The following is a 20300-nucleotide window of genomic DNA, read 5'->3' as shown; positions in this document are numbered from 1 at the left end:
TCTAAACAGACGCCCACCAACTAAAAAGAGATAAATCGCTCCGCTAAGTGAAAGTGTATTTAGGCGTTTTATCGTAACAGCAATGTTGTCAGGTTAATGTCCACCACAAATTTTGTCAATCAGACAAAGTGCGGTGCTTTTTGTGATAAATTTTCCGTAAAAAACCACCGCACTTTGAAAAGCACGCAAATCCATATAAAATAGCGCTTTTGAATTTCTTTTAGAGAAAAATCAGTAGAACCTAAGCGATGACAACACCGTTAAAAACGACACATTACGCCAAACAGCATATTGCCCGTTGCACCCATTGCGATGCCACGGTGTCTGTGCCTACGTTGGAGGCGAACCAATATGCGGAATGTCCTCGCTGTGATGAGATGCTGTGTTCAGGCAGCCGTTGGAATTTGCATCGCTGTGCGATGATTGCCCTATCCATTTTAATTTTGATGCCTTTTGCCTTGAATTATCCTTTATTAAGCATTGACTTATTGGGTACACGAGTGGACGCTTCGGTTTGGCAAGGGGTGTGGAAAATGGCAACAGAAGGCTACCCTTATACGGCATTTCTCATTTTTCTCTGTGCCGTATTTATGCCCATTTCCTTTGCAATTTTGGTGATTTTGCTCCGTCTTTCGCAACTGCTTGGCATTAAACCGCGTAATATTTTGCTCGCGCTAGGGTACATTAAACCCTGGGTAATGTTTGATGTGTATTTGGTCGCGCTGGGCGTAACAATGTTTAAGGTGCGAGAATACGCCACCCTTAGCCTTGATGTGTATTTAATTGCCTTTATTTTCACCGCACTTTTAACTACGCTACTGTTTATTAAGCTCAATCTGAATGCACTGTGGAATGATTTTTATCCACAAGATAGACTTTTGACCGAAATGCCCGACGAACCGCCTTGTGTCTGCTTGGAGTGCCATTACACGTTTACCGAGCCTTATCAAGACAGCAAACATCGAGCCCGTTGTCCACGCTGTTTAACGCTATTAGACGTGCCAGTAAACATTAAATTGCAACGCACTTGGGCAACCTTGATTGCGGGCATTATTATGCTTTTCCCTGCTAATTTATTGCCAATGTCGGTGGTTTATGTCAATGGCGCGCCGAGCGCCGATACCCTGATGTCTGGCGTGATCACCTTTGTTGAAATGGGCAGTTATTTCGTGGCATTTGTGGTATTTAGCGCCAGTATTTTTATTCCGATTAGCAAAATTTTTATTTTGCTTTATTTATTAATTTGTGTACATTTCAACCTTCGCCAATCCATAAAATGGCAAATGCGCTTATTCCATATTGTGCATTTTGTCGGTCGTTGGTCGATGTTAGATTTGTTCGTACTCGCATTGATGATGTCCTTGGTTGCTCGCGGACAAATCATCAATTTTTCCGTAGGCCCTGCTGCCTTTTATTTTGGGGCAGCGGTGTTCTTAACTATGATTTCAGCTTCGCAATTCGACAGTCGTTTACTTTGGAAAATTTATGACAGACAACAACAAAACGCCGTCCATTCAGGATAATTACAAAGAAATAAAAGCAACCATTCATAAAAACAAACGGATTTCGCCATTTTGGTTATTACCCTTTGTTGCCTTATGTATTGGTACGATTTTGTTCTTTCAAATTGTGCAAGAACAAGGCATTAATATCAAAATCACCTTTGATAATGGTGATGGCTTAGTAGCAGGCAAAACACAAATTCGCTACCAAGGCTTGCAAATTGGTGTGGTGAAAAAAGTAAATTTCACTGACGATCTGAAAAAAGTGGAAGTGGAAGCCAGTATTTATCCTGAAGCCAAAACCGTGTTGCGTGAAAACACCAAGTTTTGGCTCGTTCGTCCAAGTGCTTCTCTGGCAGGGATTTCTGGCATTGATGCACTGGTTTCGGGCAACTACATCACCCTACAACCTGGGGACGGTGAATATGAAGATGAATTTGTGGCAGAAAGCGAAGGCCCAATCGCCCAAGTTACTGAGGGCGATTTGCTCATTCATTTACTGGCTGATGATCTAGGTTCGATCTCAATCGGAGCGTCTGTCTATTTCAAAAAAATGCCTGTCGGGAAAATTTATGATTACCGCTTCACCAAAGATCAGAAGAAAATTGAAATTGATGTGGTGATCGATAAGCCTTATACCCAATTCGTAAAAAAAGACAGCCATTTCTGGAACATTAGCGGTATTAACGCCAGTGTTGGACTTTCTGGTATTAATGTGCAAATGGATAGCCTAAATTCCGTGGTACAAGGGGCTGTGGCATTTGATTCACCGCAAAATAGTCCAAAGGCAGAAAGCAACGAGCGCTATCGTTTATATGCTAATTTACAAGCGGCCAAACGCGGTATTGAAATCAATGTTACCGTGCCGAATATTGCGGGATTACGCGCAGGCAAAACTGCGGTATATTCACAAGATGCACAAATCGGTTTGCTTTCAGAATTAAGTGCGGTGGAAAATAATGAAGAAATTTTGCAAGGCAAATTACTCATTGATCCGAGCGCTGAAAATCTGTTTAAAACCAACACTGAAATCGTGCTACGCAACACAAAATTCAATTTGAGCGAACTGAGCGACACGCAGAAATTATTGCGTGGTGAATATTTTGATGTCATCAGCGGTACAGGTGAAAAACAAACGCAATTTACTGTGATTAAAGAAAATGAACTGTTGCTCAAACAGCCCGATACCTTGGTTTTAACCTTAACCGCGCCTGAAACCTATAACATCAGTGAAGGGCAGCAAATTTACTACAATAATTTCCCTATTGGTGAAATTGTAAATCAGCGGATCGAACAAGAATCGGTGCATTTTAAAGTAGCGATTGCTGGGCAATATCGTCATTTAATTCACCCCGATACGCTCTTTATTGCTGCATCAAATTTTGAAGTGAGCATCGGCACTGACGGCGTGAAAATGCAAGCGGCAAGCCCTGAAAAATGGCTACAAGGAGGCATTCGCATTGTGGCGGGTCATCAAGCGGGTACATTACCTGAAAGTTTCCCGTTATACAGTGATCTCAGTAATGCTGAAGCAGGGATCGTGAGTACTAATCTCACCCCAACCATCACCTTAACCACTTCACAGCTACCCAGCATTGATAAAGGTTCTCTGGTGCTTTATCGCCAATATGAAGTGGGCAAAATTCTGGCTATCCGCCCGAAAAAAGATCATTTTGATGTGGACGTGTTTATCTATCCGAAACATCGCGATTTGCTCACCAGCAAAAGTCTGTTCTGGGTGGAAAGTGCCGCACAGGTGGACATCACACCGAAAGGCATTAGCATTCAAGCCGCACCTATTGCTCGCACCTTAAAAGGCGCGATTAGTTTTGATAACAGTGGTTCAGGTAACAAAATTCTTTACCCAAATGAAATGCGTGCCAAATCCGCAGGACAAGTGATTAAGCTCACCGCCGCAGATGCTACCAACTTAAGTAAAGGAATGCCGTTGCGTTATATGGGCTTAAATATTGGTGAAGTGGATAGCATTGAACTTTCCGCCGATCGCAAAATTATCGCTACGGCGTTAATTAACCCGAAATATATGGCAATCATTGCCAAAGAAAACAGCAAATTCCGCCTGATTTCACCGCAAATTTCCGCAGGTGGCATTGAGAATTTAGATAGCCTTTTACAACCTTATATTGATGTGGAAGCAGGCAGTGGCAAAGCACGCAATCAATTCCGCCTTGCGCAATCTGTGCCAACCACCAACAAATACGGTGATGGTTTCCCACTCATTTTAGAAACCAAAAACGCAATGAATATCACGGTGGGATCACCTGTGTTGTACCGCGGTGTGGAAGTGGGGACAATTCGCAATTTAGAGCTTAACAGCCTTGGCGACCGTGTGTTAGTACATATTGTGATTGCCAATAAACACAAAGCCCTTGTGCGCCAAAATTCAGAATTCTGGATCTCATCAGGTTATGGAATGGAGCTTGGTTTCACTGGCTTATCCATTAACACAGGATCAATGCAGCAACTGTTAAAAGGCGGCATCGCCTTCTCAACGCCGTCTGGCTCGGTAGTGCAACCGCAAGCAAAAGCCAACCAGCGTTTCTTGTTGCAAGACAAACGTCCTAAAGAAGCCATAAACTGGAATTTAGGCATTTTAGGTAACGAATAAAATTTACAAAAAAACGACCGCACTTTAATTTTACCCTACTGGTATTTTATACAGGTCGTTTTTTTGCTACACTTTCGCCAATTTTTGATTTGAAATTAGGTTTTCCCAATGACAACAAATTATTCCGCCAATGAAATTACCGTTTTAAAAGATCTTGAACCCGTTCAACTTCGCCCTGGAATGTACACCGACACTACCCGCCCCAATCATCTCGGGCAGGAAGTGATCGATAACAGTGTGGACGAAGCCTTAGCAGGACACGCCACAAAAATCGAAGTGATTTTGCATAAAGATCAATCCCTTGAAGTGATCGATAACGGGCGAGGAATGCCCGTTGATATTCACCCCACCGAAGGCATTTCAGGGGTGGAGGTAATTCTTACCAAATTGCACGCGGGGGGAAAATTCTCCAATAAAAACTATACCTTCTCTGGCGGTTTGCACGGTGTGGGAATTTCTGTGGTAAATGCGCTCTCTGAACGCGTGGATATTCAAATTAAACGTAACGGACAAGTGTATAAAATCGCCTTTGAAAATGGGGCGAAAGTGCAAGAATTGGAAGTCATCGGCACTTGCGGTCGCCGTACTACTGGCACAACCGTGCATTTCAAACCGAACCCAAAATATTTCGACAGCCCTAATTTTTCCGTCAGCCGTTTACGCCATTTATTGCGTGCCAAAGCGGTGCTGTGTTCAGGTTTAGAAATTCGTTTTATTGATAAAATCAACGGCACAGAAGATGTTTGGCTCTATCAAGACGGTTTATCTGATTACTTAACAGAAAGCGTTGAAGACTACACCACCTTGCCAGCCTCCCCTTTTGTGGGCAATTTTGAAACCGAAAAAGAAACCGCCAGCTGGGCGTTAATTTGGCTGCCTAAGGGCGGGGATTTATTAGGCGAAAGCTATGTCAATTTGATCCCAACCATTCAAGGCGGCACACACGTTAATGGGCTGCGTCAAGGCTTGCTCGATGCAATGCGTGAGTTTTGCGAATTCCGTAATTTGTTGCCACGCGGGGTTAAGCTCACCGCTGATGACATTTGGGATCGCTGTGCCTATGTGCTTTCGATCAAAATGCAAGATCCACAATTCGCAGGGCAAACCAAAGAACGGTTATCTTCCCGCCAAAGTGCGGTGTTTGTCAGCGGCGTGGTGAAAGATGCCTTCAGTTTATGGCTCAATCAAAACATACAAGAGGCGGAAGAACTCGCCAAAATGGCGATTAGCTCAGCGGAACGCCGTTTGCGTGCCGCGAAAAAAATCGTGCGCAAAAAACAAGTGAGCGGCCCTGCCCTGCCGGGGAAACTTGCCGATTGCAGCTCGCAAGATTTAGCACTGACCGAATTATTCTTAGTCGAAGGGGATTCCGCAGGGGGATCGGCCAAACAAGCGCGCGATCGTGAATATCAAGCCATTTTGCCATTGCGCGGAAAAATTCTAAATACTTGGGAAGTGTCCGCCGATCAGGTACTTGGCTCGCAAGAAGTCCACGACATTGCCGTGGCATTGGGGATCGACCCTGACAATAGTGATCTTTCCCAGTTGCGTTACGGCAAGGTTTGTATTCTTGCTGATGCGGATTCTGACGGTTTACATATTGCCACCCTACTCTGCGCCCTATTCTTACGCCACTTCCCAAAATTGGTAGCGGAAGGACACGTTTATGTGGCAATGCCGCCGCTTTATCGTATCGACATTGGCAATGAAGTCTATTACGCCCTTGATGAAGGGGAAAAAGAAGGCATTTTAGATCGCCTAAAAAATAAAAAAGGCAAAATCAATGTGCAGCGCTTCAAAGGGCTAGGCGAAATGAACCCAAGCCAGTTGCGTGAAACCACAATGGATCCTAATACGCGCCGTTTAGTGCAGCTCACCTTTGATCAAGAAAATGAACAAAGTGAAACAGAAACCTTTGAATTAATGGATATGCTGTTGGCGAAAAAACGTTCTGAAGATCGCAAAATGTGGTTACAAGCCAAAGGCGACCAAGTGGATTTGAGCGTATAAACCTGCCACCAAATAAGCAAGGAAACACCAATGAAAAAGACCTTTTTAGCCTTAATTTTCACCGCACTTTTAAGCGGCAATGTTATCGCCACAGAGCAACATTCAACCAAGCCCAATGCGGTTGAAAATACAAATACGGCGGAAAATACCAATTTGTCTGAAAATAAAAGTGCGGTGCAAAATGTGAAAATTTCTGCTCTTCCCGTGATTGAAGCAGAACTCACCACCGCACCAAATGTGCCAGCGCCCATTACGCGCGATTATCCTGCGCGTGTGGTGGTAAAACTGGAAGCGCTGGAAAAAATTATGGAAATTATGCCAAAAGTGCAATTCAAATATTGGACATACAACGGTTCAACCCCTGCACCGTTCATTCGTGTGCGCGAAGGAGATACGGTGGAAGTGCATTTATCCAACCCAATCAATTCCAAACTGCCACATAGCATTGATTTCCACTCTTCCGCCGCCCCTGAAGGCACGGCACTGGCGAGCAATACCGCACCGGGGCATACCAGTATTTATCAGTTCAACGTGCTATCACCTGGGCTTTATCTTTATCACTGCGCCGCAATGCCCGGCGCGCCAACTCACATCGGCAAGGGAATGTTCGGTTTAATGTTGGTTGAGCCAAAAGAAGGCTTACCGCCTGTGGATAAAGAATTTTATATTGTACAGAACGAATTTTATACCCAAGGGGAATTTGGCAAAGCAGGCTTGCAAGTTTTTAGTATGCAAAAAGCGAGCTATGAGCTGCCTGACTATGTGGTCTTTAACGGCCATTATGGCTCAATGCTCGGCGATAATGCGTTAAAGGCCAAAGTGGGCGAGAAATTACGCTTTTATGTCGGCAACGCAGGGCCAAATAAGGTGTCCTCTTTCCATTTGATCGGCAAGCCTTTTGATACGGTGTATGTGGAAGGTGGTTCATTGCAAAATCACAATGTACAAACCACCTTAATTCCTGCTGGCGGTGCGATGATGGCTGAAACCACCATTCCTGTACCCGGCCCTTATCCTTTCGTGGATCATTCCATTTTCCGTACCGAAAAAGGCGCGAAAGGGGTGTTAATGGTAAGTGGGGAGGAAAATCCACAGATTTTCAGTGGAAAATTAAAAGATGAGCCTTACACCAAACGCAATCCTGATGCGGACGTATCCACAGGATTTCAACATTAAAAATCGCGCAAAAAACCACCGCACTTTAATTTTAACGAATATAAGAGAAAAACAAATTTATGGCAGAAATTAATTACGAAGGCATTGAGCAAATGCCACTGCAAAACTTCACCGAAAGTGCCTATTTGAATTATTCAATGTATGTGATTATGGATCGCGCATTGCCCTTTATTGGTGATGGATTAAAGCCCGTGCAGCGCCGTATTGTGTATGCAATGTCGGAATTAGGGCTCAATGCCACGGCGAAATATAAAAAATCAGCGCGTACTGTGGGGGACGTATTAGGTAAATTCCACCCGCACGGAGATACCGCTTGTTACGAAGCTATGGTGCTAATGGCGCAGCCTTTCTCTTATCGTTATCCGCTTATTGATGGACAAGGAAACTGGGGGGCGCCTGATGATCCGAAATCCTTTGCGGCAATGCGTTACACCGAATCGCGTTTAGCCAAAATTTCAGAAATTTTGCTCAGCGAGCTGGGACAAGGCACGGTGGAGTTTCAGCCGAATTTTGACGGCACATTAGAAGAACCCGAATACCTCCCCGCACGCCTCCCGCATATTTTGCTCAACGGCACAACAGGGATCGCCGTGGGTATGGCAACGGATATTCCGCCACATAATCTCAATGAAGTGGCGAACGCTGCGGTGATGTTGCTGGATAATCCGAAAGCCAATTTAGCGGACTTAATGGGCGTGCTGCAAGGCCCTGATTATCCAACAGAAGCGGAAATCATTTCCAGCAAAGAGGATATTCGCAAAATTTATGAGCAAGGGCGCGGTTCAATCAAAATGCGTGCGGTGTGGAAAAAAGAAGATGGCGAAATCATCATTAGCGCACTGCCCCACCAAGCCTCGCCATCAAAAATCATCAGCCAAATTGCTGAACAAATGAATGCGAAAAAACTGCCGATGGTAGAAGATATTCGTGACGAAGCGGATCACAATAATCCAATCCGTATCGTGCTAGTGCCGCGTTCCAACCGCGTGGATACCGATGCCCTAATGGCGCATTTATTTGCTACCACGGATTTAGAAAAAAGCTATCGTGTGAATATGAATATGATTGGCTTGGACAACAAACCAGCGGTGAAAAATCTGCTGCAAATTCTCACCGAATGGCTGACTTTCCGCCGCACCACGGTAACCAGACGTTTACAACATCGCTTAGATAAAGTGCTGAACCGACTGCATATTTTGCAAGGTTTGATGATTGCTTTTTTAAATATTGATGAAGTGATCGCCATTATTCGTAACGAAGACAAGCCAAAGCAGGAATTAATGGCACGCTTTAATTTAAGTGAGGAACAGGCCGAGGCTATTTTAAACTTGCGCTTACGCCAATTAGCCAAATTGGAAGAGCACGAACTGCAAGCGGAACAAGATAAATTAGAACAAGAGCGGTTGAATTTAGAGCAAATTTTGGGATCAGAGCGCCGTTTAAATACGCTCATCAAAAAAGAAATTCAACAAGATGCGAAAACCTTTGCTAGCCCTCGCCTTTCACCAATCGTAGAACGTGCGGAAGCCAAAGCAATGGCTGAAAACGAAATGATCCCAGCAGAACCTGTTACCGTGATTTTATCGCAAATGGGCTGGGTGCGTTGCGCCAAAGGCCACGACATTGATCCGCAAGGGCTAAGCTACAAAGCAGGTGATGGTTATCTGGCGCACGCCTACGGAAAAAGCAATCAGCCTGTGGTATTCCTTGATAGCACAGGGCGCAGCTATGCGGTAGAACCGCTATCCTTGCCTTCTGCACGCTCACAAGGCGAACCACTCACGGGCAAACTTTCCTTGCCAGCGGGAGCAACGGTTTCCCAAGTGTTAATGGAAAATGATGAGCAAAAATTATTAATGGCATCAGACGCAGGCTATGGATTTATTTGCCAATTTAGCGATTTAGTGGCACGCAACAAAGCGGGCAAAGCCTTGATTTCCTTGCCAGAAAATGCCCAAGTCTTGCCTCCATTAAGTTTACAGGAAAATAAAAACTTGCTCGTGGCACTCACTTCTGCAGGCAGAATGTTGATTTTCCCAGTGCAAGATTTGCCTGAATTATCCAAAGGAAAAGGCAACAAAATCGTTTCTATCCCTGCGGCTAACGCAAAAGATCGCAGCGAATTATTAGTACGCTTATTGTTAATTTCCGAACAAGCAAACTTGGTATTCCATTCAGGCAAACGTAAAATCACCCTTAAAGCGGAAGATTTACAACGCTTCCGTGCTGAGCGCGGTCGCAAAGGCAGCCAGTTACCAAGGGGCTTGCATAGTGGCGCAGAAATTGAAGTGATTGAGCCAAATCAATAAGTTATATTGAGAGCTGAACAGATTTTTGTTCAGCTCTTTTATTTTCTCACTCCCTGTTATTCCTTTAAGTCTGTGATCTAAATCACGGTAATTCTTTCTTTCCTTAGGTAAAATCAGCGTCAATTCAGCGTGATTTTATACAAGGAGCAAACAATGCAAGCCTCACAACAAGATATTCTCGATGTGGTTAAAGCAAAAAATCTAACCTATCATCAAAAATTAATGAGCTTAGGCAATATTGCTGAGCGGCTATTTAACCCTATTGATTTATTAGGCTACACAGAAGAAGAATGGGAATATCTGCAAAATCATATGATTTGTGATTTATGTGAAGGCTATGCCATTTATCGTCCGCGTTATATTTTGCCTGACTATAATGTTTATATTCAAAAAGGCTGTAAGTTCCTTGACTTACCGCCACCAAAAGATCTTGATGAAGTGCTAGATGGCTTGCTCATTCTCTATTCCCACGTTCCGTCCATTACCACTTATCCTGTTTATATTGGACGCTTAGATGAATTGCTCGATCCTTTTATTACTGACGAGAACCAGGATTACATCAAAATTAAACGTTTCTTAAACCATATTGATAAAACCATTGCAGATTCCTTCTGCCACGCCAATATTGGCCCTTATGACACTAAAGCAGGACGTTTAATTTTACAGGCGGTCATTGAGCTAGAAAATACCACACCAAATATGACTATTCGCTACGATAAACAAAAAACCTCGCGTGAATTTGCAGAACTTGCTGCCAAAGCCTGTTTATTGGTGTCAAAACCTTCTTTTGCCAATGATCCTTATTACATTGAAGATCTGGGAGAACAATATGGTATCGCCAGTTGTTACAATGCCCTGCCTGAATGTGGCGGTGCTTATACCCTGACTCGCTTAAGATTAGGTACTATCGGACGTGCTTGCTCAACTGTTGACGAAATGGTGAATGAATTATTACCTAAAATAGCAAAACTCGCCCTTTCCACAATGGATAAACGACATAAATTCTTGATCGAAGAAAGCAATTTCTTTGAAAGCAGTTTCTTAGCGCAAGAAGAATTTATCAAGCGTGAAAACTTCACCAGTATGATCGCTATTGTTGGATTAGCCGATGCGGTCAATCATCTTTTACAACAAGAAGGCATTAATGAAACCTTCGGGCAAAGCCAACGTGGTGATGAGATCGCCACACTCATTATGGATAAATTGGAAGAGGTCAATAACGCACATAAAGGGCTTTATGTGGAACGTACCAATAATCGTTATTTACTGCACGCGCAAGTGGGGGCGAGCAACCACGAAGAAGATAAGATGAATACGCCAGCACACCGTATTCGCGTAGGTGAAGAACCGACATTATTAGCGCATCTAAAACAATCGGCCCCATTCCATAAATACTTCCCTTCTGGTACAGGGGATCTCTTTGCTTTCGATCAAACCTATACTGATCATTTAGATGCGGTGGTGGATATTATTGATGGCGCTTTCGCACAAGGCTATCGCTACATTACAACTTATCTAAAAAATACCGATCTCATTCGCGTAACAGGCTATTTAGTGAAGAAAAGCGAGGTTGAGCGTTATCGCAAAGGCGAAGCGGTATTACGCGATACCACTTGGTATGGCTCTGGCACAGACGATTGCGCCAATGTCTTTGATCGCCAATTGCGCGATGAAGAAAATGTAAGCGCCAATTCATAATGACTAAGCCAGTTCCGCTTTCTGAAATTTATGTTCCTCTACATCGGATTATTCCCTTTTCTAATGTAGAGGGACAAGGCAATCGCACCAGCATTTTTCTGCAGGGTTGTAAGCTAAATTGCCTTTATTGCCATAACCCAGAAACTATTCCAAGAAAAAATAGCGAAGCCAAATTGGTCAGCTTGCAATATTTGTATGATCAGGTAATGAACGCCGTGCCGTTTATTCGCGGCATTACCGTTTCCGGCGGTGAACCCACCATTCATCATAAAAAATTAGTACCACTTTTCACCGCACTTCGCCAGCAGGGTCTAACCTGTTATCTTGATAGCAGCGGATTTTTTGATTATGACAGCACGCAATCCTTAATTGCCGTAACCGATAAATTTCTCTTTGATCTCAAAGGTGATGGCTTAGGCTTACAGACACTCTGTTTTGAACGCCGAAATCAGCAAGGCAAAGTGCCAACTCAAATTATCCCCACAACGCAGCATATCAAAACAGAAAACCTTACCCGAAATTGGCAAAACCTCGCCAAATTATTACCGCACAATAAAATTGAAGAAGTGCGGTTGGTTTTTATCAAAGATTTTTTTGATGCCTACCACTTAGTGGAAAAAGCGGCACAACTGCTACGAGATTATCCCGAGGTGTTATTCAAAATTATTCGAGTGCATAGCAAAGGGGCAAGAGATGAAACTGGTTTAACCCCTTTTATTCCCACAGTGGAAGAAACTCAGGCACTGGCAGCATTTGCTAAACAATGCGGAATACAAAAAATTACCACAATTACCTAAATTCATTCATCAAGGAGCGTAACTATGGATCTCATTATCAGTATTGTCGGGGTTTTCGTCCTGCTTGGCATTGGCTTGCTGTTTTCCAACAACCGCAAAGCCATTAATTTCCGAACTATTTTTGGTGCCTTAGCCATTCAAATCGGCTTTGCTGCGCTGATTTTGTATGTACCCGCGGGAAGAAATGCCCTGCTTAGCACCGCTGAAGGCGTGAGCAAAGTAATTAATTATGGTAACGAAGGGATCGCCTTTCTTTTTGGAAACCTTGCCGATCCAAGCAATGTAGGCTTTATTTTTGCTTTCAAAGTGCTACCAATTATCGTCTTTTTCTCAGCCTTAATTTCCGTGTTGTATTACATCGGCGTAATGCAACGGGTAATTAAAATTATCGGTGGAGGCCTACAAAAAGCACTCGGCACATCAAAGGCAGAATCAATGTCGGCGGCTGCCAATATTTTTGTTGGACAAACCGAAGCTCCACTTGTAGTTAAACCTTTTATTAGCCGAATGACAGAATCTGAATTATTTACTGTAATGGTAGGTGGAACGGCCTCCATCGCAGGTTCTGTATTAGCAGGCTATGCTGGTATGGGAGTACCACTCACCTACTTAATCGCAGCATCATTTATGGCAGCACCCGCAGGATTATTATTCGCCAAATTGATGTATCCACAAACAGAAAAATTCAGTGATACCTTAGAGGAAAACGTCAAAACAGAAAAACCAAATAATATCGTTGAAGCGCTTGCCAATGGTGCTGCGTCAGGGGTAACACTTGCCATCAATGTGGGCGGTATGTTGATCGCCTTTATCGCCTCTATCGCCTTATTAAATGGCTTAATCGGCGGAATCGGTGGCTGGTTTGGCTATGGCGATCTCACCTTACAAAGCCTACTCGGCTATTTATTCCAACCTATCGCGTTCATCATCGGCGTGCCTTGGCAAGATGCTGAAATTGCAGGACAAATGATCGGAATGAAATTAGCCGTAAATGAATTTGTGGGCTATTTAGAGTTCGCCCAATATTTACAACCTGACGCGGCAGTACAACTTAGCGATAAAACCAAAGCCATTATCACTTTTGCCTTATGTGGCTTCGCTAACTTCAGCGCAATTGCCGTACTTATTGGCGGAATTGGTAGTATGGCGCCAACCCGCCGCTCAGACATCGCTCGTCTAGGCTTAAAAGCCGTCATCGCCGGCACACTAGCCAACCTAATGAGCGCTACTATCGCAGGATTCTTTATTGATCTCAGTGGTGCGGCATTGAGTTAATCACTCAAAAAATTAAGGGCTGTCCTGACAGCCCTTATTTATTGCTAACGAATTTTCCTGCACCTTTATAGATAAGTTTTCTGCACTCTTTCTTTTAAATCATCTAGTAAAACAAATTATTATATGTCAATAAATTTCAATTTATTGTAAGCCTGTCTTTTACATAAGTTTACGCAACCTTTTATTTTTCTTTATGACTAACCCAATGCTAGGCAATATACCTGAACATTTTATAATTTAATTTAACTTATAGGACTCAAAAAATGAAAAAACTTTTCGCTGAATTTTTCGGAACATTTTGGTTAGTATTAGGGGTTGTGGCTCTGCGGTACTAGCCGCAGCATTTCCTGAACTAGGGATTGGCTTTGCGGGTGTTGCCCTCGCATTTGGTTTAACTGTATTAACAATGGCATTTGCTGTAGGGCATATTTCAGGCGGACATTTTAATCCTTCGGTAACATTAGGTTTAGTAGCAGGTGGACGTTTCCATGCGAAAGATGCTCTTGGTTATATCATTGCTCAAGTTGTAGGTGGGCTTTGCGCAGGTGCTGTGCTTTATGGTATAGCATCAGGCAAAACAGGATTTGATGTTACTGCAAGTGGCTTTGCCTCAAATGGATTTGGGGAACATTCTCCCGGTGGTTATTCTTTAACGGCAGTGATTCTTGCTGAAATCGTATTGACTGCATTTTTCTTAATTGTTATTCACGGAGCGACAGATAAACGTGCTTCAGCTGGTTTTGCACCAATCGCAATCGGTTTAACATTAACAATTATTCATCTGGTTTGTATTCCTGTGTCTAATACCTCTGTGAATCCTGCCCGTTCTACCGCTGTAGCTTTATTCCAAGGTACTTGGGCTGTTGAGCAATTATGGGTATTTTGGCTTGCACCTATCGTAGGCGGAATTATCGGCGGTGTAATTTACCGTACATTATTAGAACAAGAGTAAATTACTTAAATGATAAACGGCGGTCAAAATTAACCGCCGTTTATTATCTTCACAAAAAAATTCTGAAAATTTTAACCGCACTTTAATATTTATACTTTAATCTAACCCAATAATTTTCCAGCGATTATGGCTTTTACCTTCAATTTTTCCTTTTTTAACTTCGCGGATATAATTCATCATCATATTTTGAATTGTGCCATTTTCCTGTCCTAATGCGACTTTAGACTCCCATAGTAATGGAATTTGTTGTCCATCCAAAATGCCTCCTTTTTTAATTAATTGTCCAAAACGATAAGAATTCATTCCTACTTTAAGTTTCATATCATCAGTAACTGGACGACCATCAGCCAAACAGAGGTTTACAATTTTATGTCCTTGCGGATTACGCAAATCAATTTGATAACTTACACCACCAAATAAATCAAAAGTAACATATTTGGATTTAGCGCGTTTTGCGTTGTAACGATAGGTGTTATCTCCAGGTTCAAGGGTATCAAAATAATCGGCAGACCATTCCATATATTGTTTGAGTTGCTTTCCTGTCATCTCATAAACGCTAACATCACCGCCAGCATAACGATAATTGTAGATAATGTCTTTTTTCTTAATGTCCCCTTTTTCTAAGCGGACATTCTGGTGATCAAAGGCAAAGGAAACAACATCAGCCTGACTATAATATTGTTCTACATCGTGGATAAAAGAAGACAGCCCCGTATCTTGAGAAAAAGCAAAAGATACACCATGGTTTTCACCTTGGGGTACCATTGTATTTTCTGTTTTTCCTATAATCACATTATTTAAACGACGTAATTCATCATGATAAGGCTGATAAATTTTAATAATTTCTTCATCAGCTTGTAGATCTTTTACTGGAACCGTTTTTGCAGTTTTATTTATCAGTTTAACCTGACTATTTTCGACGTCAAAAGTAAGATCTACCTCTGAAACCACTGTACCATAACGATGCGGCTCCGTGATCAATGTATCTTTAATAGTTACACTAGGAATATTTTTATGCATATGTCCAGCGATAATCACATCAATGCCATCTACTGCATTGACAAGATCAGCGACACCTGTATCTGGAATATTATTTTCATTTTCAATTCCCATATGAGCCAAAACCACAATCGCATCAACTCCTTTCTGCTTTAATTGGAGAATTTGTTTTTTGGTTTCTTCAATAGGAGAAGTGAAGGTCATTTGATCAAGATAGCCTGTATCTAGCTCAAAAGTGGCAGACATTGGCGTAGTCAAACCAATCACGCCAATTTTCACTCCGTCTTTTTCAATTATCGTAGTTGGCTTAAGATAACGGCGACCATCTTTATAGTAAAAATTTGCTGTTAGCTTTTGAGCTTGCATATCTTTTAGGATTTCATCTAGTGCCGTCATACCAAAATTGAATTCGTGATTTCCTAGAATGAAAATATCGTATTTCATCTGATTAAGTATTTTAGGAATGGGATTATTTTTATAATGTTCAGGCGTTTTAGCGAATACTTCCACTTGATTATCTTGAATTGCATCACCAATATCCACTAGAACAACATTAGGATTATTTTTACGAACCTCGTTCACATAAGTGGAAATTTGGGCATAAGAACCCGAAGGATCAGCAATATCCGCACCATAGCTCCAAGGCACAACCCGACCATGCACATCTGAAGTACCTAAAATTTTGATATTAACTTCTTTTGCCACAGCAATACTTATAGAAGAAAATGCAAGTATAGCAGTGAGAATTTTTTTCATAATGCCTCCTAATACCTCATCAGAATTGTAGTGGATATATTTGATTAGTAGTATAACACTTATTTTTAGAGAAGAAGGTATTAGATTACCCCTAAATTCCACACTAAAGTTGTAGTGTTTTGAGCTGTACTTTTGATATGCCAAAGTTAAACCGAAATGCACATTCTTTCACGAATAATGGAAAAGATTTCTTATCAATGCTGTTATACTTTTTCAGCACTCATTTAGCCTGACTCCAGAAATATTCAATCCCATTAATGTGATTTTTCGCTTCTACGAAATGAGGTAAATGATTCGCTTAAATTCGCTCACATCTAGCATATCGTAACTGTAATAATAGTCAGCATAAACAATACTATCAGACATAATTTTCCTTTTATTCTCCCCATAAACCTCCTTCCAGTTTAATTTAATCTACAAAACTTCATGAGTAGCTTGACTAGATAATAGCTGATTACTTCTCTAATTTTGCGATAAGACAAGGTGGCAGAATGAGAGTTAAATTCTAGTAAATTGGCCGTAGAGGGGCTGTAATTTCAAACACAAAAACTCTAGTAGTTCTTATGTATAAATTTCCTTACTTAACAATGAGCTGCCTTCATTTTCACAGACTAACATCACTGTTAATCTAATAATACAGCCCCCAAATTTTTTTATCTAAAAATTAGGTTATTATAGCAATAGTCAAATTTATCTTATCGCACACCATCACATCTAACCACACTTTACCTAATGCAACACAACAACCCAAACTAAAATAGCAATGTTTATAAAACAGAAAGGCTTGCAGCCATATACGATGGCGGCAAGCCTTTAAACTAGACAGATAGGTCATTAATGAAGGGGCTGTATTAGATAAGCCCTAAATTCCACACCAAAGTCGCAGAATTTTTAGCTGTTCTTTTGGTGTCCCAAAGTTAAACCGAAATTCACATTCTTTCAAGAATAACGGAAAGGATTTTTTATCAATTCCGTTATATTTTCTGAGCACTCTTTTAGCTTGATTCCAGAAATTTTCGATCCCATTAATGTGATTTTTGGCTTCGGCAAAATGGGTTGAATGATTAATTCTGAAATGCTTAAACTCGCTCACATCTAGCACGTCGTAACTGTGATAATAATCGGTGTAAACAATGCTATCAGGCATAATTTTCCTTTTAATAACAGGGAGTAAGGTATCTGTCTTGGTATTTTCAACGACAACGGTATAAACTTTTCCTTCTCGCTTTAACATACCAAAAACAGCTGTTTTACCCTTCGCGCCTCGCCCCCGTTTTCCTTTTCTTTTACCACCAAAATAACTTTCATCTAGTTCAATTTCACCAGCAAAAATTTCATTGGCATATTGAGCTAAATGGTAGCTAATCACCTCCCTGATTTTGCGATAAAATAAGGCAGCTGAATTAGGGTTAATTTCTAATAAATTTGCCGCTGAACGGGCTGTTACTTCAAGTACAAAAAATTCGAGCAGTTTTTTCTGTATAGATTTCTTGAGTTTACAATGAGTTATCTTCATTTTTATAGACTAACATAACTGCTAATCTAATACAGCCCCTTAATGAATATCACCAAACTCACCTTTGTTAAACGCGTTGAATTTTTCGATTAATTCTTCGCGGGTGTTCATTACGAACGGGCCGTAGGCTGCAATTGGCTCATCAATTGGCACGCCGCTGAGTAGCACCATTTTTACGTTTTCATCACCTGCGGTGATTTTTACTTCGCCGTTTTCGTGGTTGAAAATCACCAATTCTGTTGGATTCGCACGATCGCTGTCGTTGATCACGGCAGATCCGCGTAATGCCACCAACATTAAATGATGGGTTTCTGGCACGTTAATGGTGACGCTGTGGTTTGCGTTAATATCCATTTCCCACATATTTAACTCAGTAAAGGTGCGAGCTGGGCCTTTTACGCCGTCCAGTTCACCTGCAATAATGCGTGCTGTTCCTGCATTATCCGCAAAGTGATAAGTTGGAATATCTGCCGCTTTAATGCTTTGATAACCCGCTGGGGCGTTTTTGTCTTTCGCTGGCAAGTTTACCCAAAGTTGTAGCATTTCAAACATTCCGCCTGTACGGCTGAAGTTTTCGCTATGGAACTCTTGGTGTACGATCCCATTTCCTGCGGTCATCCATTGTACATCGCCTGAGCCAATTACGCCGCCGTTACCATCGCTATCGCGGTGTTCCACTTCACCTTGCAACGCGATTGTGACGGTTTCAAATCCTGCGTGTGGATGTGCACCTACGCCTCTTGGCGCGCCGTTATGAGGTTTAAACTCCATTGGCATTGCGTAATCTAGCATTAAAAACGGGCTAGTTACTTTATCCTGTTGGCTATGTGAAAATAAAGGTGATACATAAAAGCCATCGCCCACCCAATGTTGTTGTGGTGCTTGATATACTCGATTTACTGTACGCATAATTTTTTCTCCTAAATTTGATCAATTCTGTTTTTTGTGATGCCCTGAATATTCAGGGCGGTTAGTTCATTAATAAGTGGCAACTTGCATTCCACTACGTTGTGCTTCACGCAATTTCGTTGGGGTAACATCATTGCCATCTGGATCGACCACGCTTACGGTGGATAAAATATTGGTTAATTGTCCACGGATTGCTGCTAAATAACGCTGACGCAACGCACTACGCTCATTTAATTCAGCTTCAGAAAGTGCGGTAACTTTTGCTTTACGCGCTAATTCGTTAATTCTATCTAATTCCAAAATACGCATTTTCTTTCTCCTAAACTGTTTGCTTATTTCTTGTGGCGTAGTTTATACTTGTTCTATACAGTGAACAATAGTCAAATTTGAAACAAAAGGTTCTATTTATGCAACAAATCAATCTCAATGATATGCGCTTTTTTGTTACCGTGATCCAATCTGGTAGCCTAACTCAAGCGGCTGAACAGCTAAACGTGCCAAAATCTCGCTTAAGCCGCCGTTTGACAGAATTAGAAAACCAACTAGGCAGCAAACTGCTCGATCGCAATCGTAATGGGGTACGTTTAAATGATCTGGGTGAACATTTTTATCAACACGCTTTAATTGCGGTGGAAGCGGCAGAAAGTGCGGTGAATTCTGTGGCAGATTGTTTAGCCTCGCCTCGTGGGTTGCTACGTCTTTCCATTTCTAGTGAAATTTTGCGTTATTGGCTCACACCACATTTATCGTACTATCTGCAACAACACCCTGATGTTGAACTGAATATCACGATGGAAAACCGCCGTGCGAATTTATTGCAAGAAGGTGTAGATATTGCCTTACGCATTGGTGAGCTTGAGCTTGATGATGTGGTTGCCAAACATTTGCTGGATATTGCTTCTGGCGTTTACGCTTCGCCCAATTATTTAGCAGAAAATGGCACACCGCACACGCCACAAGAACTGAAAAACCACCGCTTGCTACATAAAAGTGATGGCAAAAATTGGCTTTTCAAGCAGGGCAATCAACGGGAATTAATCCAAGGGAAAAAAGCCTTACAAGCCAATGATGCTTCAGTGTTGGCTCAGCTTGTTGAAGATAGCTACGGCATTGCCCTGTTGCCTGAGCTTTCAGGCTTAATTCAACCTCATTGGCAAAAATTATTACCCGATTGGCAAGTAGAAAGCGTGCCTTTATATGCCATTTATTATAAAAATCGCGGGCTTGCGCCAACGGTGCGGACATTTGTTAATTTTTTGAGCGAAATAGCAAAAAATTCGCCAAAATAACACCGCACTTTCTATTCAGGCGTTGAGCAAGGGAAACAGATAAAGTAAGATTAACGCCCTTTTGAAAACAACTTAACTTATAACAAATACAGGAAAACACAATGAAAGTATCCATTATCGGTGCAGGCGCGGTGGGCGTAGGCATTTGTAATTATCTTCTGACTATGGGTGAATGCCAAGAAGTAGTCTTGGTGGATCTTAACAAAGAGCGTACTCGTGGCGAACAGTTAGATTTCAGCCATACTAGCGCATTAACCTTCGCCAAAAACACCAAAATTATTTCCGGTGAATATGAAGATACCCGTGATAGCGATGTGGTGGTGATCACTGCTGGTGCACAAATTAAAGTGGGACAAGATCGCTTAGAGATCGGTCATATCAATGCGAAAATCACCGTGGAGATTGCTCGTCAATTAGAACGCCATACACCCAATGCAATTATCATTGTGGTTACCAATCCTTGTGATATTCTGATCTGCCCCC

At 42.0% G+C, this 20300-nt stretch carries 14 protein-coding genes and 2 pseudogenes; 11 read left to right on the top strand and 5 right to left on the bottom strand.

The features are described 5' to 3' along the window. Nucleotides 1–248: 248 nt before the first annotated feature. From ACLS0A_RS04920 to aqpZ, 9 genes and pseudogenes are all read left to right on the top strand, one after another. Entirely contained in the window at nucleotides 249–1523 is a 1275-nt protein-coding gene (locus tag ACLS0A_RS04920) for a PqiA/YebS family transporter subunit (protein ID WP_416082575.1), read from the top strand. Further along, the gene (locus ACLS0A_RS04915) at nucleotides 1486–4131 is read left to right on the top strand and encodes a PqiB family protein (RefSeq protein ID WP_416082574.1); all 2646 of its coding nucleotides are present in this window, start codon (nucleotides 1486–1488) and stop codon (nucleotides 4129–4131) included. Before ACLS0A_RS04920 ends, ACLS0A_RS04915 begins: the two co-directional genes overlap by 38 nt. 108 nt (nucleotides 4132–4239) lie before the next feature. After that, the gene (parE, locus tag ACLS0A_RS04910; RefSeq protein ID WP_416082573.1) at nucleotides 4240–6141 is read left to right on the top strand and encodes a DNA topoisomerase IV subunit B; all 1902 of its coding nucleotides are present in this window, start codon (nucleotides 4240–4242) and stop codon (nucleotides 6139–6141) included. Nucleotides 6142–6171: 30 nt separating this feature from the next. Continuing rightward, nucleotides 6172–7317, top strand: a complete 1146-nt coding sequence (gene nirK / locus ACLS0A_RS04905) for a copper-containing nitrite reductase (RefSeq protein ID WP_416082572.1) — start codon at nucleotides 6172–6174, stop codon at nucleotides 7315–7317. 59 nt (nucleotides 7318–7376) lie between these two features. After that, a complete protein-coding gene (gene parC / locus ACLS0A_RS04900; protein WP_416082571.1) occupies nucleotides 7377–9626 on the top strand; it encodes a DNA topoisomerase IV subunit A in 2250 nt (749 codons plus the stop codon). Nucleotides 9627–9779: 153 nt separating this feature from the next. Next, nucleotides 9780–11324: a YjjI family glycine radical enzyme gene (locus tag ACLS0A_RS04895; RefSeq protein WP_416082570.1), complete on the top strand. Its 1545-nt coding sequence runs from the start codon at nucleotides 9780–9782 to the stop codon at nucleotides 11322–11324. Continuing rightward, entirely contained in the window at nucleotides 11324–12121 is a 798-nt protein-coding gene (locus ACLS0A_RS04890; protein WP_416082569.1) for a 4Fe-4S cluster-binding domain-containing protein, read from the top strand. Before ACLS0A_RS04895 ends, ACLS0A_RS04890 begins: the two co-directional genes overlap by 1 nt. Before the next feature lie 24 nt (nucleotides 12122–12145). Then, nucleotides 12146–13396: a NupC/NupG family nucleoside CNT transporter gene (locus ACLS0A_RS04885; RefSeq protein WP_416082568.1), complete on the top strand. Its 1251-nt coding sequence runs from the start codon at nucleotides 12146–12148 to the stop codon at nucleotides 13394–13396. 263 nt (nucleotides 13397–13659) lie between these two features. Beyond that, a pseudogene (gene aqpZ, locus ACLS0A_RS04880) lies at nucleotides 13660–14348 on the top strand (aquaporin Z). A gap of 96 nt (nucleotides 14349–14444) precedes the next feature. Here the strand turns inward: aqpZ and ACLS0A_RS04875 are convergent. The 5 genes and pseudogenes from ACLS0A_RS04875 to ACLS0A_RS04855 form a co-directional block, all read right to left on the bottom strand. Next, nucleotides 14445–16103 carry a bifunctional metallophosphatase/5'-nucleotidase gene (locus tag ACLS0A_RS04875; protein ID WP_416082567.1) on the bottom strand — a complete coding sequence of 553 codons (1659 nt, stop codon included), beginning with the start codon at nucleotides 16101–16103 and terminating at the stop codon, nucleotides 14445–14447. Between the two features lie 103 nt (nucleotides 16104–16206). Beyond that, nucleotides 16207–16478, bottom strand: a pseudogene (locus ACLS0A_RS04870) (transposase); the annotation flags it as partial. Between the two features lie 487 nt (nucleotides 16479–16965). Then, the gene (locus ACLS0A_RS04865; protein ID WP_416082566.1) at nucleotides 16966–17619 is read right to left on the bottom strand and encodes an IS1595 family transposase; all 654 of its coding nucleotides are present in this window, start codon (nucleotides 17617–17619) and stop codon (nucleotides 16966–16968) included. Between the two features lie 39 nt (nucleotides 17620–17658). After that, nucleotides 17659–18528, bottom strand: coding sequence for a pirin family protein (locus ACLS0A_RS04860; RefSeq protein WP_416082565.1), 870 nt, complete (start codon nucleotides 18526–18528; stop codon nucleotides 17659–17661). A 69-nt stretch (nucleotides 18529–18597) separates the two neighbouring features. Next, nucleotides 18598–18837 (bottom strand): DUF896 domain-containing protein, encoded by a 240-nt coding sequence (locus ACLS0A_RS04855; RefSeq protein WP_103855086.1) that lies wholly within the window; start codon nucleotides 18835–18837, stop codon nucleotides 18598–18600. Between the two features lie 98 nt (nucleotides 18838–18935). On the opposite strand from ACLS0A_RS04855, the gene ACLS0A_RS04850 reads away from it, so the two are divergent. Then, entirely contained in the window at nucleotides 18936–19817 is an 882-nt protein-coding gene (locus tag ACLS0A_RS04850; RefSeq protein WP_416082564.1) for a LysR family transcriptional regulator, read from the top strand. Between the two features lie 101 nt (nucleotides 19818–19918). After that, nucleotides 19919–20300: lactate/malate family dehydrogenase (locus ACLS0A_RS04845; RefSeq protein ID WP_423106796.1), on the top strand; the 382-nt coding region annotated here is incomplete at its 3' end.

It is taken from the genome of Avibacterium volantium (assembly GCF_049366555.1).
Lineage (GTDB): Bacteria > Pseudomonadota > Gammaproteobacteria > Enterobacterales > Pasteurellaceae > Avibacterium > Avibacterium volantium_A.
Note: the sequence above shows the minus strand (reverse complement) of the source record. Positions and strands in the feature narration are given on the sequence as shown.

Coding starts and splice junctions, on each gene's coding strand:
- ACLS0A_RS04920 (WP_416082575.1), top strand. CDS start 249: ATGACAACACCGTTAAAAACGACACATTACGCCAAACAGCATATTGCC.
- ACLS0A_RS04915 (WP_416082574.1), top strand. CDS start 1,486: ATGACAGACAACAACAAAACGCCGTCCATTCAGGATAATTACAAAGAA.
- parE (WP_416082573.1), top strand. CDS start 4,240: ATGACAACAAATTATTCCGCCAATGAAATTACCGTTTTAAAAGATCTT.
- nirK (WP_416082572.1), top strand. CDS start 6,172: ATGAAAAAGACCTTTTTAGCCTTAATTTTCACCGCACTTTTAAGCGGC.
- parC (WP_416082571.1), top strand. CDS start 7,377: ATGGCAGAAATTAATTACGAAGGCATTGAGCAAATGCCACTGCAAAAC.
- ACLS0A_RS04895 (WP_416082570.1), top strand. CDS start 9,780: ATGCAAGCCTCACAACAAGATATTCTCGATGTGGTTAAAGCAAAAAAT.
- ACLS0A_RS04890 (WP_416082569.1), top strand. CDS start 11,324: ATGACTAAGCCAGTTCCGCTTTCTGAAATTTATGTTCCTCTACATCGG.
- ACLS0A_RS04885 (WP_416082568.1), top strand. CDS start 12,146: ATGGATCTCATTATCAGTATTGTCGGGGTTTTCGTCCTGCTTGGCATT.
- ACLS0A_RS04875 (WP_416082567.1), bottom strand. CDS start 16,103: ATGAAAAAAATTCTCACTGCTATACTTGCATTTTCTTCTATAAGTATT.
- ACLS0A_RS04865 (WP_416082566.1), bottom strand. CDS start 17,619: ATGAAGATAACTCATTGTAAACTCAAGAAATCTATACAGAAAAAACTG.
- ACLS0A_RS04860 (WP_416082565.1), bottom strand. CDS start 18,528: ATGCGTACAGTAAATCGAGTATATCAAGCACCACAACAACATTGGGTG.
- ACLS0A_RS04855 (WP_103855086.1), bottom strand. CDS start 18,837: ATGCGTATTTTGGAATTAGATAGAATTAACGAATTAGCGCGTAAAGCA.
- ACLS0A_RS04850 (WP_416082564.1), top strand. CDS start 18,936: ATGCAACAAATCAATCTCAATGATATGCGCTTTTTTGTTACCGTGATC.